The organism is Actinoalloteichus hoggarensis (assembly GCF_002234535.1).
GTDB classification, from domain to species: Bacteria; Actinomycetota; Actinomycetes; order Mycobacteriales; family Pseudonocardiaceae; genus Actinoalloteichus_A; species Actinoalloteichus_A hoggarensis.
Genome location: NZ_CP022521.1, coordinates 4,746,594 through 4,766,125, shown reverse-complemented (window position 1 = coordinate 4,766,125; position 19,532 = coordinate 4,746,594). Strand labels below are relative to the sequence as shown.

Genomic DNA, 19,532 nt, shown 5'->3' with positions numbered 1-19,532 from the left:
GTGATGTCAGGTGCCCACCTCCGTGTCACGTGCGCCGAGATCGACACCATGCCGGGCGGACTCGCACCGTCTCCGGCCGCGATCAGGCCTGGCGTGGGGTATGTCGGCCTCTCCCGCCGCGTTCGATCTCACCGGAGGTCCACCGGTCGATCACCGCAGGCAGTTCAGTCATGAGGTAGCTGTAGAAGTCGCGCATCTCGATGAGTCGACGACCTGCGATGCTGTCCTCTCCTGCGGCGTCGATGCCCTCCTGCGCGGCGTCCTGCATGACCTTGAGGGTCGTGTTCTTGCTGGACATCAACGTCGTCCACGCGTCATCGCGGAAGCGGAAGTGCTCCCGACGGCTGCCGGGGGCCGGAACGCGCTCGATGAGTCCGACGGTGAAGAGGTTCTTGAGGGCCGTGGACACCGTGCCCGGGCTGATCTGGAGGCGGTCGGCCAGCTCGCCTGCGGTGGTCGTCTCCTGATCCGCGAACAGCAACGCGCTCATGACCCGCGCGGTCGTCCGTTGCATGCCGCCCTGGGTGAACGTCAACGCGAGCCGCTCGGCGGCGTCCATCGGGTTGGTCATCACTCGTCCCTTCGTTGCCGAAAGCATCTTACCTGTTCCCAATGTTCGCAAAAGTGCGAAGACTGAGTATGCTCTCGTCATGACTGTGATCGAGGTGGACGGATTGACCTTCACCTACCCCGGCGCTGCCGAACCAGCGGTGCGGGGCATGGATTTCGCCGTGGACGGCGGTGAGATCTTCGGGTTCCTGGGGCCGAGCGGCGCGGGGAAGTCGACCACGCAGAAGATCCTGATCGGTCTGCTGACCGGACACGGCGGTTCGGTCTCGGTGTGGGGACGGGAACCGGCGGACTGGGGGCAGGACTACTACCAGCGTGTCGGAGTGTCCTTCGAACTGCCCAACCACTACCAGAAGCTGACCGCGCTGGAGAACCTGGACTTCTTCGCCTCGCTCTACGGCCGGGCCACCCGCGACCCGATGGAACTGCTCGACGCCGTGGGGCTGGCCGCCGAGGCGAATACTCGAGTCGGGAAGTTCTCCAAGGGCATGCAGATGCGCCTCGTCCTCGTACGGGCACTGCTGCACGACGCCGATCTGCTGTTCCTGGACGAGCCGACGTCAGGACTGGACCCGGTCAACGCACGCAAGGTCAAGGACATCGTGCTCGACGAGAGGGCCCGAGGTAAGACGATCTTCTTGACCACGCACGACATGGTCACGGCGGATCAGCTCTGTGACCGAGTCGCCTTCGTCGTGGACGGCAGGATCGTGGCGCTCGACTCACCGAAGGAACTGAAGGTGCGGCGCAGCCTGCGGCAGGTACGGGTCGAATATCGTGACGACACGCAGGCACTGACCGGTCGCAGCTTCCCGCTCGACTCGCTGGCGGACGATCCCGAGTTCCTGAAGCTGCTGCGCACCGAGCGGATCGAGACCATCCACAGTGGCGAGGCCACGCTCGACGACGTCTTCGTGGAGGCCACCGGTCGGAGCCTGACATGAGCCGCCTGGGAACGGCGCTGCGACTGGAGTTCACGTTACAGCGGCGCTATCGGTTCCTGCACGCCGCGGTGTTCTCCGGTGTGCTCTGGTTGGCGCTGCTGCTGCCGATGCCCGGCGATATGCGGTCGGCAGTCGAACCGTACGTGATTCTCGGTGACCTGATGATCGTCGGATTCTTCTTCGTCGCCGGGGCGGTCTTCTTCGAGAAGGGGGAGCGGACGCTGGATGCCGTGGTGACGACGCCGCTGCGGTTCCACGAGTACCTCGCGTCGAAGGTGATCCTGCTGACCGGACTCTCCGTCCTGTTGGCCGTGTTCGTCGCCACGGTGACTCACGGGGCGGGCTACCACCTGCCGTTACTGCTTCTCGGGGCGACGCTGGGGACCGTGCTGATGCTGCTCCTCGGCTTCATCACCGTTCTCCCGTTTCACTCGATCAGCGACTGGTTCATGCCCGCCGTCATCCCGATCGCGGTCTTCAACCTCCCGGTTCTCGGTTACTCCGGCCTCTGGGAGTCACCCTGGCTCCACCTCGTTCCGACCTACGGCCCGCTGCTCTTCCTGGGAGCGGCCTTCGACCAGACGTCCCTGACCGGCTGGCAGCTGGGGTATGGCGTCGTCTATCCACTGATCTTCGCCGCAGGCATGTGGCTGGCGGCCCGACGCCTGTTCGACAGGTACCTCATCGCCAAGACCGGAGGTGCCTGACATGGCGCGGACCTTCGCGGCCTTCGGCCGCAATGACCTTCGGGGTGCCGGGCGCGACACTCTGCTGGTCGGGATGTGCCTGGCGCCGTTGGTGTGGATCGCCGCGGTCCGCTTCGGCACGCCCCCGGTCACGCGGATGCTGGCCGAGGACCTCCGGTTCGACCTGGTGCCCTACCACCCACTCATCGTCGTCGGATTCCTGCTGCTCACCACCCCGATCGTGATCGGTGGTGTCGCGGCGTTGCTGGTACTCGACGAACGAGACGCGGGCACCCTCACCGCGATCCGGGTCGCGCCGGTGTCATTAGGCGCCTACATCGCCTATCGATCGGTGACCGCTGTCGGGATCACCCTGATCTACGTGCTCGGCACGGTGTCGGCCAGCGGCCTGTTTCGGCTCTCGCTACTGCCGACGCTCATTCCGATCGGTGTGCTGACCGGACTGTCCGCCCTGGCGATCGCCCTGACGATCCTGGCGATGGCCAAGAACAAGGTCGAAGGACTCGCCGCCATTCGCGCCCTCGGCATCGTGGTCGCCGGGCTGCCGCTGCTGCCGTCCTTCATCGACTCGCCTTGGAGCATGGCGTTCGGGTTGCTGCCCACCTACTGGCCTGCGCAGGCGTTTCTCGCCGTGAGTGACGGAACGCCCTGGTGGCCGTACCTCGTGGGCGGCCTCGTCTACCACCTGTTGACCCTCTGGCCGTTGTATCGCCGGTTCAGCCGGACGGCGTGGTGATACGGGCCGCGAGTGCCGGCGAGCGGCGCCCCGTCGTCATGCACGAGGCCGGCTGGTTCGGCGCGCGAGCGACGTCGTCGATCGATCTCGGCATGGGACGGGCGGCCGGAGCCGTCTGCGGAACCCGGGCGGTCCGCGACGACAGGACCGAAGCGGTGCACAACCCGCCCGGCGTGATCGATGACCGCGCACAGGGTGATTCCGCGCCGCGACCGCGACTCGAGTAGGCCGTCGACCGCGGACATGCGTCCGGCCGTCGTCCCCAGGCCGCGGGCGGCGCGCCGCCCGGGACGTGGCTCGAGCGATGCGAGCCGAACGGATGCCTCCTGCGGGACCGAACCCGCCGCAGCGAGGATCCCCGGTTCCGGGCGCATGTCGGCGACTCGATCACGGCGCGGCTCAGCGTGGCGTCCTGGAGACCGCCGTAGGAGCAGGGTCGACAGAAGCCTTCGGCGGCGGGGCCGGTCTTGATCAGGTGGCGGAACGCTCGACGCCCTTCGTGGAAGTAGACCCGGAGCATGTCCTGACACACCCACGGCCACGCCCGCCGAGCGGAGACGATGTCTTCAGCATCGTGAATTCTGATCGAGTGTCGGCAGATCGTTCGGCGGCGTGTTCGTGAGTCTCTGCCGTGGGCAGGCCGACCAGGTCGAGTACGTCGGCGAGATCGGCCTGGTGCCGAACACGGACCCTGCGGAACAGGGGCGCCGTCGTACTGGTGGACACGGGCAGGCGGAACCCGCGGGGCACTCGGTCGATCACGATGTCGAACGATGCACGGACACGGACATCCCGATCGGGCCGGGGTCTGACGCTGCCGCCGTTGGGGCGTCGGAGCCCGCCCGCCCGGAAGAACATCCGATACGTTGACCACCATGCCTGATCTCGGACCCGTCGCCTGGCCGCCTGCCCCGATCCGGACCGAGCGGTTGGTACTCCGCGAATCCGAGGCCCGGGACCGTGCGGCGGTCATCGAGCTGTTCGCCTCGCCAGAGGTGGGCACCTACGTCGGTGGTGCTCGACCGCGTGACGAGCTTGAGCGCACGGTGCCTGAGGTACCCGGGCGGCGCCCCGGCTTCTTCGTGGTCGAGTGTGACGGAGCGATGGTCGGGATGATCACGCTCGATCGGCGCGACGCGGCGAGCCCCGGCCCGGCCCGTCCGGATGCCGGGGAGGCCGAGCTCGGCTACCTGTTCCTCCCGGAGGCGTGGGGACGCGGATACGCTGCCGAGGCGTGCAGAGCGGTGCTCGGCTGGTTCGCCGACGCTCTTCCCGGCGAGCGGGTGGTGCTCTGCACCCAGTCCGCCAACGAACGTGCGATGCGCGTCGCGGCGAAGCTGGGATTCACCGAGGTGGAGAGGTTCCAGGCATACGGCGCCGAGCAGTGGTTCGGTGTGTGGTCCCCGGTCGCGCCCGGCTGACCCGCCGACGGAGCCGGGGGCCGCGGGGCACGGCGGACGATCCTCTCGGACCTAGGCGGTCGACTGTTGTCGGCATCGTGGTTCCCATGGGCTGCTGGTCGGTGCTCGCCCAGGACGTCGCTGGGGACGACGGCGGGCATACCGGCCGCGAGATCCATCGGACAAGGATCCTCGAGCGATCTCGTCACACGTGGGCGGCCCCACCGCCGCGCAGCGGGCAGCCGCCGAAGCGGCCGCGGCATGCGCGGATGGTCGCGGCACGTCAGGTGGCAGCCGATGCTGCGGCGCATACCGCGCGACGGTGCCGATGGCGGTGCCGGATGCGGTGCTCAAACCGGTGTTCGCCGTCAGCAAGGAATGCGGTCCCGACCTCGGCGGGTGGTCGTGGCGGGGCGGATACGGCGGCGGCGGGTCGGGGTGCGCGGGAATCGACGGGGTCGTGTGTTGTCGGGAACAGTTTCGTCGCCGGTACCCGCGTGGTCATGGCCGACGGGACGTCGACGGCGATCGAGGACGTCCGCCTGGGCGACGAGGTCCTGGCCACCGACCCGACCACGGGGGAGTCCGGGCCGCGTCGGGTGACGGCGTTGATCGTCGGCGACGGTGTGAAGGACCTCGTCGAGATCGACATCGTCAGTGGGGGCGATGGTTCCGCGGTGGGGTCGGTGGTCGCCACCGACGGCCACCCCTTCTGGGCCGCCAATCTCGACCGCTGGGTCGATGCCAGCGACCTAGAACCGGGTCACGAGTTCGAGACCGCCGACCACCGCCCGGCCGAAGTCGGCGGAACACGAACCTGGACTCAGGTCCGCCGCGTCTACAACCTCACTGTCGACGGACTCCACACCTACTATGTGGAAACCGGCGACACACCGGTACTCGTACACAACTGCGGTGAAGCATCCGATGACCTACTCGACTTCGCAGACGAGGCGCTGATGGTGTGACCGGAAAGACGTCCTAATGTTGCTACGAAGATGACTTCGGGCGACGGAAATCATGTCAGGTTTTCCTGCACGGAGGACACGCACGGGCTCAATGCCTCCAGAAACGGCAAGCGCGGTAGCAAGAACTGAACACCATGGTGGTTGCGGAGAAGTCGGGTGTGCCGATCAATCCGAACGGTCGGGAATCCCCCTGGAGGGTTCGAGTTTCGATTCGGTGAAGATCGGTGGAGGTGCGAGGGGGATCATTCCCCCCTCGATGATCATGGTGAATTAATCGGGCCGTGTCCTGCATGTCAGCGTTTTCTGCCCTCCATCGGCGCACGTGGGTGAAAAAATGAGAATATCCTCCGAATTGCGTACTGCGCTACGGAGATTGGGAAAGGTTGGCTCTCAGAAGCCGGTTGGGCGGCATGATACGGAGTCCTTTGCGGCTTGGCGCGATCAGATGGCATGTGCGTTAGATCTATTGTCTGAACTCTTGATCTACCCAGAGGATCAACAACAGGCCGCCAATCAAGCAGCTGCTGCACGTGCCGAGGCAGCACAAATCCGTGCCCGGTTAAACAGTCCATTCCGTGGTAAGACTGATTCTTCGTGAGGCATCAGGCATGAAATCGGTAGCACTTGGAGTAAGTTAGCTATACGCGCTCCGGGTATCGGAGCCGGGCTAGTGGGTGTTACAACCGCCGTTGCGTCCCGTTCGAGCTTGGTCACGACATTACTGGACTTGCGCCGAAGCGGGGTCGGTGGCGGCCACCGACGGACATCCGTTCTGGACCGCCGATGTCGGACGGTGGCCGCGGGCACCATCCGGGTGGATGCGCGTTCCGGGGCCCTGCACGAGATCGGCGGTCATGTGGAGCTGGGCCCGCCGAAGAAACCTGCGTCGGTGCGCCTGGTGCATCTGCCACCGTTCCTACGTGATTCCCTTCGCACCCATCGAGGCGAGCAGGACCATGAGCATGTGTTCACCGGGGCCGACGGGGGTGTGCTGCGGAGGTCGAACTTCCGCGATCGGTTCTGGGTCCCTGCCGTGGCGGGGCTTCCTCGGCGCGGATGGGCGCCGCTGTTGCCCGGATTCCGCTTCCATGATCTGCGGCACACACACAAGACGTGGCTCCTTGAGGACGCCGTTCCCGAGGTTCTGCAACACGAGCGGCTCGGGCATCGGATGCGCGGCGTCGCGGGGATCTACTCGCATGTGACGCAGGACATGATCGACCGGATGCTCGTCGGACTTCAGCGACGGTGGGAGCGATCCACGGTGAGCACTACCGAGTCCGACTCCCCAGAACACATACCGAGAGCAGAATCACACCATGATCGGTTGCTCCCAGAATGCTCCCACCAACGCAGAGAACCCCGCCGGTGATGATCACCGACGGGGCATCTGACCAGTGTGTATAACTGGTGGGCGATACAGGGATTGAACCTGTGACCTCTACCGTGTCAAGGTAAGCGGCCGTGCCCGCTGACCTGCGGAAACAGAGAAACCGTAGGTCAGTGGGCGCCGTTCGACACGGTTCAGCGCAGTTGGGTGTGGCTGTGAGGGCACTGCGGCTCCCAGCCTGCTCCCAGATGACCGCTCCCACAGGTACCGGTTCCGCTCCTGTCTGCGTCGACTCCCACCTGGTTAAGGTGGAGTCTGGTGGGCGTTCGCGCTGTCACTTTGGCGATCAATCGGAGAGTGTCTTGATCTGTCTGCAGTACGATCTGCGACTTCCCGAAACCGCACTGACAGGACATTACGAATTGGTCACGTGGTAGAAGAGGTGCAGGTCGGCAAGGGTGCGCTCCGCGCAAGCGGAGGTGAGCCGGCGGAACCGGGTGGTGTCGCCCTCGAGTTGATGTGCGCTCCGCGCAAGCGGAGGTGAGCCGCCGCACGGATACCGCGCCCGGTGGATACAGAAGTGCGCTCCGCGCAAGCGGAGGTGAGCCGGTGAGACGTTCGCGCAGGCGGCGCTTCGCGAAGTGCGCTCCGCGCAAGCGGAGGTGAGCCGCCATGGTCGAACTCGGGCTCCTGACACCCTTGGTGCGCTCCGCGCAAGCGGAGGTGAGCCGGTGGCACCGGCCACCACCGCGGCCACCAGCTCGTGCGCTCCGCGCAAGCGGAGGTGAGCCGGTCGCCTTCGCGGCGGCGTTGCGGCGTGAGGGGTGCGCTCCGCGCAAGCGGAGGTGAGCCGTTGCGCCGCACGATCATCGCCACCACCGTCGAGTGCGCTCCGCGCAAGCGGAGGTGAGCCGCACCAGCACGCTGTTCGTGTTCGTCGACCCCGGTGCGCTCCGCGCAAGCGGAGGTGAGCCGGGTCACGGACATGGGGTCTCCTTCGCGGGAGGGTGCGCTCCGCGCAAGCGGAGGTGAGCCGGCCGGGGGTTGGATTTTGCGGCCGCGCTCGGCGTGCGCTCCGCGCAAGCGGAGGTGAGCCGATGGCCTCCGCAGGCCGGGGAGCTGGCGCTGCGTGCGCTCCGCGCAAGCGGAGGTGAGCCGTGCGTGATGCGGTCCCACACCCACCCCTCGATGTGCGCTCCGCGCAAGCGGAGGTGAGCCGCGGCCAGCGCTCGGACTCCAGGGCAGGTGCGCTCCGCGCAAGCGGAGGTGAGCCGATCGATGCGGTCGTCGCCCTAGTCATGGCCCTGTGCGCTCCGCGCAAGCGGAGGTGAGCCGACGGCGGCCGCGGTGGGCGACCTCGCCGCCACGTGCGCTCCGCGCAAGCGGAGGTGAGCCGACGCCCCGGATGCTGCTCGATGAGCTGGTGGGGTGCGCTCCGCGCAAGCGGAGGTGAGCCGGCCGACGGGCTCCGCCCACCCGAGGCGCTCCGGTGCGCTCCGCGCAAGCGGAGGTGAGCCGCTGCAGGTAGTCGATCACGACCAGGTCCAGGCGTGCGCTCCGCGCAAGCGGAGGTGAGCCGACGCGACATGCGGCCGAGCTGGAACGCATCCGGTGCGCTCCGCGCAAGCGGAGGTGAGCCGGACCCGGAGGCCGCGGCGATCAGGTGGGCGCAGGTGCGCTCCGCGGAAGCGGAGGTGAGCCGGTTGACGTCACCACGGATGGTGCGGCGTGTGAGTGCGCTCCGCGCAAGCGGAGGTGAGCCGATCCAGGAGCCCACGAAGGACGTCTTCAAGAAGTGCGCTCCGCGCAAGCGGAGGTGAGCCGACCGGCGGGCATGATCATGGGTGGGCCGGGGTGTGCGCTCCGCGCAAGCGGAGGTGAGCCGCCAACACGCGGACCGGGCCTTGACCGTGCGCCGTGCGCTCCGCGCAAGCGGAGGTGAGCCGTTCGACGCCGGGATCGACGTCCAGAACCGGCTGTGCGCTCCGCGCAAGCGGAGGTGAGCCGGTCCATCACGACGTCGGCACCGCCCTGGCGCGGTGCGCTCCGCGCAAGCGGAGGTGAGCCGGAACGCGCTGCGGACGGAGGTGTGGTCGGGATGTGCGCTCCGCGCAAGCGGAGGTGAGCCGTCCGAGATCGGCCGGATCACCGGGTTCCTGGAGTGCGCTCCGCGCAAGCGGAGGTGAGCCGCCGGCGGGCTTCGCCGTCCCACCAGCCGGGCGGTGCGCTCCGCGCAAGCGGAGGTGAGCCCGCCTCGACGAGGCGACCCGCCGAGGGAAGGCCGTGCGCTCCGCGCAAGCGGAGGTGAGCCGCCGCGTGATCGCCAGGTTGCGCGACACCCCTTGTGCGCTCCGCGCAAGCGGAGGTGAGCCGTGAGCCGTCCAACTCCGGACAGGGCGGGCAGGGTGCGCTCCGCGCAAGCGGAGGTGAGCCGATGCTGCGAACCCTCGAACGGGCCGGCTGGCTGTGCGCTCCGCGCAAGCGGAGGTGAGCCGAACGTCGCGGGCATGAAGGACGCCATCCGCACGTGCGCTCTGCGCGAGCGGAGGTGAGCCGTGAGTTCTGCGGTCCGCCTGGCGTAGAGGTGTGTCCGCTCCACACGAGCTCAGATGGGCTGACTCCTCATCGGCTCGTCTGCGTACCTCGACGTGTTCCGCCACGTGAGCGCTGACCTGATCCTGACGCTGTGGGGGTGGGAGTCCGCACCGATTGAGCGGCGTAACGGATCTGCGTCTCGCCTCGCGTGAGCTGGATGGAGGCAAGCTAGAAAACAGCGCGTGGACGTTGTAAGGCGATGACCTGGGAGAACTCGCAGTTGTATCGACAGTGGCCTATCTGAGCGACGATCCTGTCGGGGGCCGCTGATCTACTACGTAGCGTGTCGTTTGATGACTCTGTGCATGCTGATGTGAGTGGTTGCCAGCTGGACGCCCGGTTGTGGGGTAAGGAGAAGGGCCTGTCCAGGCCCTACCCGGTCGTGTGTCACCTTCTCGACACGGCGGTGATGGCGGGAGCGCTGTGGGATGCCGTGTTGTCGAGGGCTTTCCGTCGGCGGTTGGCGGATCGTGCGGGTGTGTCGGTTGCCGTCATGAGGCGGCTGGTCTCTTTCTGGGCAGGTCTCCATGACATCGGTAAGATCACGCCGCCGTTCGTAGTGATGCATCGCCCGTCTTACCTTCGGTTGGAAGCCAGTGGCGACTACTCGGCGAGCGCCGGGGCTGAGCGGGAGAGTCTTCAGCATGATCTCGCCACGCAGTGGGTTCTGGCGGAATTGTTGCCGGGCTTCGGTTACCCGGTGTCGAAGCCGTTGCGGGAGTCTGTTCATCATCAGATCGCTCAGCTCCTCGGAGGTCACCATGGCTGTTTTCATCAGGTGCCGAAGCCGCGTCTGCTTGCGGCGGGGGAAGCCGTTCAGCCGGGGTTGGGCAGGCGGGGTTGGGGGGAGCAGCGGCGGGCGCACGCCGGAGTTCTGCGGCGGTTGACACGGTCGTCGGAGGCGCCTGCTGCTCCGTTGCCGGGTGATGTGGCGGTCGTGGTGGCGGGGTTGGTCGTCGTCGCCGATTGGCTGTCCAGTCAGGAGCGCCTGATCGAGGCACGGATGCCTCCGGCCGACTGGCGGGCCGACGATACGGAGTTGCGGGCGCATGGGCGTCGGGCTCGGGAGGAAGCGCCGGCGGTGTTGGCTGCGGCGAGGTTGGGGCGGGTCTCCTACGCGAGGCGCGCGTTCACTAGTCAGTTTCCGCATATCGCGCAGCCGAACGCTCTGCAGCGGAGCCTGGCGCAGGAGTTGCCGTCTTTGGTGCGGGGTCAGGGGCTGTTGCTGATCACGGCGCCTACTGGGGACGGGAAGACCGAGGCCGCGCTGCATGCGGTGTCGTTGCTGGCTCGGGCGGTGGGTGCGAGCGGGATGTATTTCGCTCTGCCGACGATGGCGACCGCGGATGCGATGCTCGGGCGCGTCGCCGCCTTCTCTGGAGATTCGGTTCGGGGTCCGAAGGCGTTGACGCTCTTGCACAGCATGGCGTGGTTGAGTGCCTGGAAGCAGACGTCGAAAGGCGGGGTCGGGGCGGTCGTCTCGGAGGACTCGGTGACACGGTGGGATGCCGGTCGGTGGTTGCGGACCGGGGAGCGTGGGATTCTGGCGCCGTTGTCGGTCGGCACGATCGATCAGGCGTTGACGGGTGTGCTGCCGGTGCGGCACAACGCGCTTCGGTTGTTCGGGCTGTCGAACAAGGTCTTCGTCGTGGACGAGGCGCACGCTTACGGCCCGTGGATGCACAGTCTGCTGGTGCGGCTGTTGGAGTGGCTGGGCGCCATGGGGGCGTCGGTGGTGCTGTTGTCGGCCACCCTCGCGGGGAAGACCGCGACGTCCTTGGTGGAAGCCTACCGTCGAGGGTGTGGTTTCCGGGAGCCGCAGGCTGTGCAGCCGCGGTATCCCGGATGGTTGTTCGTGGACGGCTCCTCGGGTGATGTCTCTGCGGCGCGTGCGGTGGAGACCGCGCGGCCGCGTCGGTTGCGTCTGGACGTTCGCGCGGTGACGTGGGATCCGGCGGCGCCCGATGATCGCGAGCCGGCCCGTGGGTCCCGGCGCGCGGCGTTGGTAGACGCGTTGGTGCCTGCGATCGAGTCGGGCGGGTGTGTCCTGGTGTGTTGCGCGACGGTGGAGGAGTCGCAGCGCACGTTCCGGTTCCTGCGGGCGCGGTTGAGCGGTCGTGTCGCTGCCGAGGATCTCCGGTTGCTGCACTCTCGGTATCCGGCTTTCCGTCGGTCCGAGATCACCGAGGCAGTGGAGCGTTGCTTCGGCAAGCCTGGAACTGACCGGCGCACTCCTGGCCGGCCTCGTCCTTCGGTGCTGATCGCGACGTCGATCGTCGAACAGTCCCTGGACCTGGACGTCGACCTCGTCATCAGCGACCTCGCGCCGTTGGCGCAGCTCTTACAACGGGCCGGTCGCTGTCATCGGCACGACCGAGCGGACCGAGCGCCGGGCATGGCAGGGGGACCGCGTCTTGTCGTTCTCGAGCCGAGGAATGAGCAGGGTGTCTTCGTCGTGCCGCGCAGTTGGGGAGCGGTCTATTCCGAGTCGCTGCTGCGACGGACGTCCGTCCTGCTCGGTGAGAATCTCGACACGGGGATCTCGGTCCCTGAGGATGTTCAACGGTTGGTCGACGAGGTCTACGCCGAGGATTTCGGGTCTCGGCTGGACGAGGCCGCCCGAGTTCAGCAGTATGCCGCGGATGTGGAACATCAAGCTCAGACCATGGCGGAGGAACAACTCTCCCGTCTCACCGCGATCCCGCCTCCTGAGGACGTGGTGGACCTGGCTCGTCTGAGCAACGACGGGGACACGGTCGACGAAGGACTGATCACCACCCGACTGGGTGCCGACTCGGAGCGCGCGGTCTGTGTCTTCGTTCAGCCGGACGGAACGACCTCGTTGCGCCCCGATGTCGATTTTCCCGTGCCCATGGCGCATGGCGGTAAGTTGTCGACGCAACAACTCGCCTCGATCATGAGTCATGTCGTTCCGCTGCCCGGTCCTTGGCTGGCGGGCCGCACGGACGACGAAGTTCCGGCAGGTTGGGCCGATCACCCGACTTTGAGGCGACTCGCTGTCCTGGTGATGCGCCAAGTAGGTGAACAGTGGACGTGCCAGGTCGGTGGTCGCCACCTCGAGTACTCGGATCTCGGAGTGCACCCTTCATTTCCGCCATCGTGATCGTTCTTGTCGGAGCACCTTGTTACTCTCCCGCTCGATCAGACACAGGACCGACGTTCGCGCGGGCCTCGCTACCGAGAACAGCAACATGAAATTTTCACCGACAGCCGCTGAGTCGCCCGTTGAGAACGTGACGGCTCGGCTGGTCACGAGTTCATCTGAGAAGGTGTTGATGGCGGATTCTGCACTGTTCGACCTGCGGATCGAGCCCTGGATTCCAGTACGGTGGCTGCCGACCGCGCCTGCCGAACTGCAGCAGCGCGCAGCCCTCGGGCTGTGTGATCTTCTGACCTACGCGCACCAGATCGTCGGGCCGGCCATCACGGTCCCTCCGGCGGAATCAGCGTTGTGGCGCGTGCTCTACGCGTTGACGGCGAGGATCACGGGGCTGGATCGGAAGAGCGGAGGAACGGCGTCAGGGGCCGGGAAGTGGAGCACGCGTCGACTCGAGATCCTCGAACATGGCAATTTCGACGTCGAAGCGATATCGAGTTACTTCGACACCGAGGCCTCGTCGTTCCGCCTGTACGACCCGGAACGCCCCTTCCTGCAGGACCCGAGGCTGGCGGAGCAGTGTCCTGCGACTGTGGGGGTGGACAAGCTTGTCGTCACCCGGCCTTCAGGAGGCAACCACGCGTGGTTCAGCCGTGTCGACTCCACCCGCAGGACGCCGGTCTCCTCGGCTGAAGCGGTCCTTCACCTGCTGGTGTGGCGGTACTACGGGGCTTCTGGAATCTGTTCCTCTCGGCAGGTGGAGCAGACCAAGGAACACAACAGCACGGCCGGCCCGCTGCGTGCTGCGCTGTCTTACCATCCGCTGGCACCCACCCTGTTCCAGTCGCTGCTGGCAGGGCTCGCCGAGCCCGCGAGTGATGTCGACCCACAGCGCGATCTGTGCGCGTGGGAGCGTCGGGAACTCCTCGATCCGTTGGGGCCTCGACCGGCAGTCACCGGTCCGTGCTCGGCATTGACGGATCAGACCTCGCACGCGGTGCTCTTGCTGCCGGATGCGACTGGCCGGTGCGTCGCCGACGCCTACGTCACCTGGGCCTTCCGCACGGCCAGACCCCCCACTGAGGACGCCTACCTGATCTGGCAGACCAGCGTCGCAGGCAACCGTTATCCGCGCCCCGCGAAGTCGGATCGTGCGTTGTGGCGGGACTTGGACGCGTTGCTGCTCGTCACTTCACCGACTGCCGGTGCGCCTCGCCGACCCGAAGTGTTCGCTTCAGCTGCCGACGTCGACGAAGCAGAGGTCACCTTGCGGGTCCGTGCTCTGGGGTTCGACCAGGATGCCCAGGCAAAGGACCGACAGTTCGTCACCGGTACGACGCCGCCGGTCTTCGGAATGTTCGAGGAGACCAGCCCGAAGCGCGCCGGCGATGCGGGCTTCCTACGGGAGAAAGGCGAGTCGATAGGTCACAGGCTGGACAGGGCGACGAAGACGGCATGGCTGTCCTACACCGGCGGCAGGAGACAGGACTCCAAGGACATCGCCTGGTCACGGGATGCCGCGGCACGCTACTGGCCAGCGGCCGAAGACGAGTTCTGGCGACGTCTCACCGCAGGTGATCTCACCCCGGCCACGGCCGCGGAAGCGGTCAAGGCATTTCGCGACATCGCCGAGCGCGCCTACAACGAGGTGACCCGTTCCGCCACGGTCACTCGTAGTGGCGCGCGGGCGGTCGAGACCGCACGCATCGAGCTGTACAGGGGCCGCCCCGACAAGAACCCGCGCAAGACGAAGGGCGCTGGGAGCGGTACCGACGAGGGAGACGACACGTGAGGACAACGACCACGCCGGCAGCCTTGTCTCAGCGGGAACCGCTGGAGTACGAGCGGGCGTTCGTTCGCAAGATCGCCGAGAGGTGTCTCACCGACCGAGGAGCCCGGGCCAGCTTGCGCAGCGGCCTCGGTAAAGCCGTACCACAAGCGCCGCGCATGCACGCGATCGTCGCACGCATCCTGCCCGACGCCATCATGGCGCGTCCCGAATCGGAAACCGCCTACTATGCGGTCGCCGCGATGATCGCTTCCCTCGACCGAGACGACCTACGGAAACTGTGCCCGGACATCGACGACGACGCGAGCTCAACCGCTGCCGAGACACCGGTCACCGGAACCGATCAACCGTCGAGCGTGTCCGCAGTCCCGGCAGCCGGCTCTGACGGGCCGTGGGATCCAGACACGCCCTCCACGGCATCGAGCAGGTGGGGACGGAGCCTCGGTGCGGTGTTCGGCGTCGCAGTCGCGCGTCGCACGCAAGACGGGAAGCGGCATGACAAGGCACTGCGAGAGAACAGCGCCGAGGCTCGTCTGACGACGCTGACCCGACAGACATCGTCCGGGCTGATCCGGCACCTGCCTGCCGCTGTCCGCCAACTCGCCGACGCCGACATGTTGATCGACTTTGCGCGTCTGCTGTCCGATCTCTCCCGCTGGCCTCGCTATCGCCCTGACATCACCCGGCGCTGGCTGCGTGACTTCTATCGCGAACTGCGGGCCTTGGACCGTAATGCTGCGGAGAAGGCGGATGACTCCGCACTCCCTTCGACCCCCACGGCCGGTTGACCGGTCGCAACATTTACCCGACCCGGCCCCGACTCCCACCGCTCCACAGGAGAACCCATGTCTCGTCCGACCCAGACACCCGGCCGTTTCATCGATGTGCATGTGCTGCACAGCGTGCCGTTCGCCAATCTCAACCGCGACGACACCAACTCGGTGAAGACCGTCCAGTACGGCAACACCTCGCGCACCCGAGTCAGCAGCCAAAGCTGGAAACGAGCTGCCCGCACCGAATTCCAGAAGCGCATCGGCGAGCAGGCGCTGCGCACCCGACGCATCGGCGAAGCCGTCGAAGCGGAACTTCGCGACGCCCGGCAGTGGCCCGCGGATCTCGCGGCCAAGGCCGGGAGGCACGTGGCCACCGGATCGGGCATCAAGACCGAGACACCCAAGGACAAGGACGCTGCGAAGACCTCGACCTCACCGCTGCTCACCAGCGCGATGCTCTACGTGCCCGCCACGGCCGTGCAGTCGTTGGCCGACCTCGCCGAGGCACACCGCGACGAGATCACTGCCGCGAAGGACACAGGCAAGACGACGAAGAGCGTCCTGCCCGTCACCGAGATTCGCGACATTCTGCGCTCACGCAACGGTGTGATCAACCTTTTCGGCAGGATGCTCGCCGAGATCGACAACTCGAGTGTCGACGGGGCGGTGCAGGTCGCCCATTCCTTCACCACTCACACCACCGACGTCGAGGTGGACTACTTCAACGCCGTCGACGACGTCTCTTCGGCTTGGGCAGACGAGACCGGCAGCGCCCACATGGGCACCATCGAATACAGCGCAGGGGTCTTCTACCGCTACGCCACGGTCGACCTCGACGACCTGCTCCGCAACCTCGGTGACGACCTCGACGCGGCACGCACCCTGACCGCGGCGTTCCTCGATGCCTTCCTGCTGTCCCTCCCGCAGGCCAAGCGCACCGCGACAGCCCCGCACACCATCCCCGACCTCGCGCACCTCGTCGTCCGCCGCGACCGTCCCATCTCCTACGCCGCCGCTTTCGAGAAGCCCGTGCACGCCGCCCGCGACGGGGGGCACGCCGCGCCCTCGCGTGCCGCTCTCGACTCCTACGCCAAAGCCGCCGCCACACTGCTGGGATCACGCAGTGCCCTGAACTCGAGCTGGGTGAGCACCGACGACGTGAACCTGGCACACCTCGGAGTTCGTGAGACCTCATTCGACACACTCATCGACAACGCGGTGACCGCGGCGCTGAAGGCGGAGACTCCGGAATGACCTCCTCGTCCACACCCGGACCCGCCGCCGGACTGCTGTTGCATCTGACGGGCCCCCTACAGTCCTGGGGCGAGCACAGCCACTTCACCGAACGCGACACCGCCCGAGTACCCACCCGATCCGGTGTTGTCGGATTACTCGCCGCCGCACTCGGACGCGCCCGCACCGAGCCGATCTCCGACCTCGCAGCCCTGCGCATCACGATCCGAGTGGATCGCCCAGGTGTCCTGCTGCGAGACCTGCACACCGTCGGCGGCGACCAACGACAGAAGAGCAACAAGCACACGGTCACCACCGCCGAAGGCGGGAAACGGCCGCGCGACGCCGCGACTCTGCTCTCCCACCGCTATTACCTGGCCGACGCCGCCTTCACCGTCGCCGTGACGGCACTGACCGACGAGGATGCCCTCCTGACCCGCTGCGCCCACGCGCTGCGAGAACCCGCCTGGCCCCTCTATCTCGGACGCCGATCCTGCCCACCGTCGCTGCCTCTGTTCCTCGGGCTCTTCCCCGACCCGCTGTGTCACCTCGTCAACCTGCCTCTGGCTCGACCGCAGCCCTCCGATGAGGAGGAACAGGTGCACGTCGACGCCCACGCGGACACACCACTCGACGGCCTTCCCGTTGGCCGCGATGACGAGGACCAACCCGCCGGCGTTCAAGTACCGGACGAACCGGTCGGTGACATCGGCGACGACCCGATCAGCTTCGACCCCGGCGACCGCCGCTACCGATCCCGCGACCGCTACACCCGTCGCCTGAGACTTCCCGCCACCCAATGCGCGGGCCTGGGAGTCGACTACCTCACCGCTGTGACCCACTACCTCGAAGCACACCCCGGCACGAAAGCGTCCCGATGACACTCTGGCTCACCCAGATCAAACCCGACATGCGTCTGCGCCAGGCACGACGTGACCTCGCCAGCGCAGTAGGAATGCACCACCGCCTGCTCTCCCTCTTCCCCGACGACCTCGGTGACGATCCCCGGCGACACCTCGGCGTGCTCTTCCGAGTCGAGACCTCCGCGACTGGTGCGGAGATCCTCCTGCAGAGTCAGGTTCCCCCCGACCTCCACGCCCTGCCCGAGCACTATGGCTCCGCCACCACCCGTAACCTGGACCCACTCGTGGAGGGACTACGTCCCGGCAGGGCCGTGCACTACCGCATCGCGGGCAACGCCATCCGCAGACTCGGTAAGACGACGCGCGCCGCCCGCAACCTCACCGCCGTCCTGCCTCTTCACGGCGCCGAGGCCGAAGAGTGGTGGCATCGCCACGCGGAGGCCTCCGGACTTCAGGTCCAGACCGTGCTGACAACCCCATTGGGCTCGGCCCGCGGCGAGCGGGCCGACAGCGCGGACAAGATCCGCCACGCCCGCACACTGTTCGACGGACGAGCACTGATCACCGACGCCGACCTCCTCCGCCGCCGGCTGCTCGACGGCATCGGCCGCGGCAAGGCCTACGGCTGCGGTCTGCTTACCCTGGCGCCGGCGCGATGAACGTCCAAGCACGGCGCCGCCTGGCCCGCCCGACCGTCGCGATGCTTCCCCGCGTCGCCGACTCACTGTCCTTTCTCTACCTCGACATCGTCCGCGTGCTACAGGACGACACCGGGGTCCTAGCCGTCGTCGAAAGCCCGATCCACGGCACTGAAACCGTCTACCTGCCCACCGCCGCACTGAACGCGGTCCTGCTCGGCCCCGGAGTCTCCATCACCACCCGAGCTCTCACCACGCTCGTTCGACACGGTACGACGGTCCTCATCACCGGTTCAGGAGGCGTGCGCTGCTACGCCGGATTCACTCCCGCCAGCCTGACCACCACCTGGCTTGAACGCCAAGCACGCGCCTGGGCTGACGAAGCCAGCCGCCTTCGCGTGGCGATCCGCATGTACGAGCAGCGCTTCGGCGTGGCCACCGTGCCTCCCCAGACGACCTTCGCCGGCCTGCGTGGCATGGAAGGTCAACGCGTCAAAGCCCTCTACCGGCTACTCGCCAAGCAATACAAGATCAGCCGCTTCCGCCGTAGCTACGACCCCGACGACTGGGACAACCAAGACCCGGTCAACCTTGCCTTGTCGGCGGCGAACACCAGCCTCTACGGCATCGTTCACGCCGCCCTGACCGCTATGGGATGTTCCCCCGGACTCGGTTTCATCCACAGCGGGAACCAACACGCCTTCGTCTACGACATCGCCGACCTCTACAAAGCCGAACTCACCATCCCCCTGGCCTTCTCTCTGCACGACGCCGACAAGCCGGAACAGCAGGCTCGCCGCAGCTTTCGCGACGGCCTACGCCTGTTCAAACTGCTGCCCCGCGTGGTGACCGACGTGCAACGCCTCCTCGACCCCGACACGTCCATCGAAGACCCCGACCCCGGAGAGCAGCTCGTCGACCTGTGGGACCCCGTTCTCGGAGCAGTACCCGGCACCATCAACCACAGCGTCTCGGACGAATTCTGAACACCTCACGACCGTTCCCCACGACCAGGAGGACAGCACCGTGGCATCGATGATCACCATCGCGGCCACCGCCGTGCCCGACCACCTTCGAGGAGCCCTCACCCGCTGGCTCCTCGAAGTCACCCCCCAGCTCTACGTCGGCACGGTCTCCGCACGCGTACGAGACGAACTGTGGAGCGCCGTCAGCGACTGCGTCGAAGACGGCGTCGCCGTTCTCATCCACCCCGCAGACAACGAACAGGGATTCGAGCTACACACCGCTGGACAACACCGACGACGCCCCATCGACTTCGACGGACTCACCCTCATCTCCTTCAGCAGCCGACAGGCAGCCCTGACCAACTCAGGCCAAGTAGGAGCAACAACCCCATAGCACATCAGGGCACGATGCCTCCGCTCCTTCCGGGCGGGGCGAACCGCAGGAAGGACACCGCTGTATCCTCTGGCTGCATCCTCCCCGCGAAAGCGGGGGTGAGCCGGAACCGAACAGCACACCGGCATGCGAACGTCCGTCTGCCCCGCGAAAGTGGGGGTGAGCCGCCTGCTCGGATCTATGTTGGAGGAGAGTCGAGAATTTGACGCCGACCGAGGGCAGGAAAGTACAAGAGCGCATACAATCCGGCCGAGGGCTATCGGCGGCGCATCACCGTCAGAACTGCTATCGCGTGGAGGCCAACTGCCACGCCTCTGGCCAGCATTGCTAAAGATGCGGCGCCGGCCGAGTCACTGAGGTCAGCCGTCCAGTCTAGGACTGCGCCTCCGATGTGCAAGATTCTCACGAGGCGCCGCTGCGGATCCATGCTCCGGCCCGGCGGAGCGGACTCATCATCGAGCTGGTCTGGGACGTGCTCTTCGTCCTCTTGCGGGACCCTCTCATCGTCA

The 19,532-nt window shown here is 66.8% G+C and carries 15 protein-coding genes and 1 CRISPR repeat array; of the genes, 14 read left to right on the top strand and 1 reads right to left on the bottom strand.

Annotated elements, in window-relative coordinates:
* Nucleotides 1–82: 82 nt before the first annotated feature.
* Nucleotides 83–571 (bottom strand): GbsR/MarR family transcriptional regulator, encoded by a 489-nt coding sequence (locus AHOG_RS20215; protein ID WP_093942743.1) that lies wholly within the window; start codon nucleotides 569–571, stop codon nucleotides 83–85.
* Between the two features lie 79 nt (nucleotides 572–650).
* On the opposite strand from AHOG_RS20215, the gene AHOG_RS20210 reads away from it, so the two are divergent.
* From AHOG_RS20210 to cas2e, 14 genes are all read left to right on the top strand, one after another.
* Nucleotides 651–1,514, top strand: a complete 864-nt coding sequence (locus AHOG_RS20210; RefSeq protein ID WP_093942742.1) for an ABC transporter ATP-binding protein — start codon at nucleotides 651–653, stop codon at nucleotides 1,512–1,514.
* The gene (locus tag AHOG_RS20205) at nucleotides 1,511–2,221 is read left to right on the top strand and encodes a fluoroquinolone export ABC transporter permease subunit (RefSeq protein WP_093942741.1); all 711 of its coding nucleotides are present in this window, start codon (nucleotides 1,511–1,513) and stop codon (nucleotides 2,219–2,221) included. Before AHOG_RS20210 ends, AHOG_RS20205 begins: the two co-directional genes overlap by 4 nt.
* 1 nt (nucleotide 2,222) lies before the next feature.
* The gene (locus AHOG_RS20200) at nucleotides 2,223–2,957 is read left to right on the top strand and encodes an ABC transporter permease (protein WP_093942740.1); all 735 of its coding nucleotides are present in this window, start codon (nucleotides 2,223–2,225) and stop codon (nucleotides 2,955–2,957) included.
* A gap of 875 nt (nucleotides 2,958–3,832) precedes the next feature.
* Nucleotides 3,833–4,378 (top strand): GNAT family N-acetyltransferase, encoded by a 546-nt coding sequence (locus AHOG_RS20185; protein WP_093942737.1) that lies wholly within the window; start codon nucleotides 3,833–3,835, stop codon nucleotides 4,376–4,378.
* A 482-nt stretch (nucleotides 4,379–4,860) separates the two neighbouring features.
* The gene (locus tag AHOG_RS29580; RefSeq protein WP_211290457.1) at nucleotides 4,861–5,325 is read left to right on the top strand and encodes a polymorphic toxin-type HINT domain-containing protein; all 465 of its coding nucleotides are present in this window, start codon (nucleotides 4,861–4,863) and stop codon (nucleotides 5,323–5,325) included.
* 814 nt (nucleotides 5,326–6,139) lie between these two features.
* The gene (locus tag AHOG_RS20175; RefSeq protein WP_169725889.1) at nucleotides 6,140–6,697 is read left to right on the top strand and encodes a tyrosine-type recombinase/integrase; all 558 of its coding nucleotides are present in this window, start codon (nucleotides 6,140–6,142) and stop codon (nucleotides 6,695–6,697) included.
* Between the two features lie 416 nt (nucleotides 6,698–7,113).
* Nucleotides 7,114–9,211: direct repeats of the CRISPR family, unit length 29 nt; unit sequence GTGCGCTCCGCGCAAGCGGAGGTGAGCCG.
* Between the two features lie 322 nt (nucleotides 9,212–9,533).
* Nucleotides 9,534–12,374 carry a CRISPR-associated helicase Cas3' gene (cas3, locus tag AHOG_RS20170; RefSeq protein WP_211290456.1) on the top strand — a complete coding sequence of 947 codons (2,841 nt, stop codon included), beginning with the start codon at nucleotides 9,534–9,536 and terminating at the stop codon, nucleotides 12,372–12,374.
* Between the two features lie 172 nt (nucleotides 12,375–12,546).
* Nucleotides 12,547–14,160, top strand: a complete 1,614-nt coding sequence (casA, locus tag AHOG_RS20165; RefSeq protein WP_093942734.1) for a type I-E CRISPR-associated protein Cse1/CasA — start codon at nucleotides 12,547–12,549, stop codon at nucleotides 14,158–14,160.
* Entirely contained in the window at nucleotides 14,157–14,945 is a 789-nt protein-coding gene (gene casB / locus AHOG_RS20160) for a type I-E CRISPR-associated protein Cse2/CasB (RefSeq protein ID WP_093942733.1), read from the top strand. The genes casA and casB overlap by 4 nt, the downstream gene beginning before the upstream one ends.
* Nucleotides 14,946–15,002: 57 nt before the next feature.
* Nucleotides 15,003–16,184 carry a type I-E CRISPR-associated protein Cas7/Cse4/CasC gene (cas7e, locus tag AHOG_RS20155; protein ID WP_093942732.1) on the top strand — a complete coding sequence of 394 codons (1,182 nt, stop codon included), beginning with the start codon at nucleotides 15,003–15,005 and terminating at the stop codon, nucleotides 16,182–16,184.
* Nucleotides 16,181–17,044 (top strand): type I-E CRISPR-associated protein Cas5/CasD, encoded by an 864-nt coding sequence (gene cas5e / locus AHOG_RS20150; protein ID WP_093942731.1) that lies wholly within the window; start codon nucleotides 16,181–16,183, stop codon nucleotides 17,042–17,044. Before cas7e ends, cas5e begins: the two co-directional genes overlap by 4 nt.
* On the top strand, nucleotides 17,041–17,685 hold the full coding sequence (cas6e, locus tag AHOG_RS20145) for a type I-E CRISPR-associated protein Cas6/Cse3/CasE (RefSeq protein ID WP_093942730.1): 645 nt from the start codon (nucleotides 17,041–17,043) through the stop codon (nucleotides 17,683–17,685). Before cas5e ends, cas6e begins: the two co-directional genes overlap by 4 nt.
* Nucleotides 17,682–18,650, top strand: a complete 969-nt coding sequence (gene cas1e, locus AHOG_RS20140; RefSeq protein ID WP_093942729.1) for a type I-E CRISPR-associated endonuclease Cas1e — start codon at nucleotides 17,682–17,684, stop codon at nucleotides 18,648–18,650. The genes cas6e and cas1e overlap by 4 nt, the downstream gene beginning before the upstream one ends.
* Nucleotides 18,651–18,699: 49 nt before the next feature.
* Nucleotides 18,700–19,023 carry a type I-E CRISPR-associated endoribonuclease Cas2e gene (gene cas2e / locus AHOG_RS20135; protein ID WP_221438813.1) on the top strand — a complete coding sequence of 108 codons (324 nt, stop codon included), beginning with the start codon at nucleotides 18,700–18,702 and terminating at the stop codon, nucleotides 19,021–19,023.
* Nucleotides 19,024–19,532: the final 509 nt, after the last annotated feature.

Coding starts and splice junctions, on each gene's coding strand:
- AHOG_RS20185 (WP_093942737.1), top strand. CDS start 3,833: ATGCCTGATCTCGGACCCGTCGCCTGGCCGCCTGCCCCGATCCGGACC.
- AHOG_RS20200 (WP_093942740.1), top strand. CDS start 2,223: ATGGCGCGGACCTTCGCGGCCTTCGGCCGCAATGACCTTCGGGGTGCC.
- AHOG_RS20210 (WP_093942742.1), top strand. CDS start 651: ATGACTGTGATCGAGGTGGACGGATTGACCTTCACCTACCCCGGCGCT.
- cas7e (WP_093942732.1), top strand. CDS start 15,003: ATGTCTCGTCCGACCCAGACACCCGGCCGTTTCATCGATGTGCATGTG.
- AHOG_RS20205 (WP_093942741.1), top strand. CDS start 1,511: ATGAGCCGCCTGGGAACGGCGCTGCGACTGGAGTTCACGTTACAGCGG.
- AHOG_RS29580 (WP_211290457.1), top strand. CDS start 4,861: ATGGCCGACGGGACGTCGACGGCGATCGAGGACGTCCGCCTGGGCGAC.
- cas5e (WP_093942731.1), top strand. CDS start 16,181: ATGACCTCCTCGTCCACACCCGGACCCGCCGCCGGACTGCTGTTGCAT.
- casA (WP_093942734.1), top strand. CDS start 12,547: ATGGCGGATTCTGCACTGTTCGACCTGCGGATCGAGCCCTGGATTCCA.
- cas2e (WP_221438813.1), top strand. CDS start 18,700: ATGATCACCATCGCGGCCACCGCCGTGCCCGACCACCTTCGAGGAGCC.
- cas6e (WP_093942730.1), top strand. CDS start 17,041: ATGACACTCTGGCTCACCCAGATCAAACCCGACATGCGTCTGCGCCAG.
- cas1e (WP_093942729.1), top strand. CDS start 17,682: ATGAACGTCCAAGCACGGCGCCGCCTGGCCCGCCCGACCGTCGCGATG.
- AHOG_RS20215 (WP_093942743.1), bottom strand. CDS start 571: ATGACCAACCCGATGGACGCCGCCGAGCGGCTCGCGTTGACGTTCACC.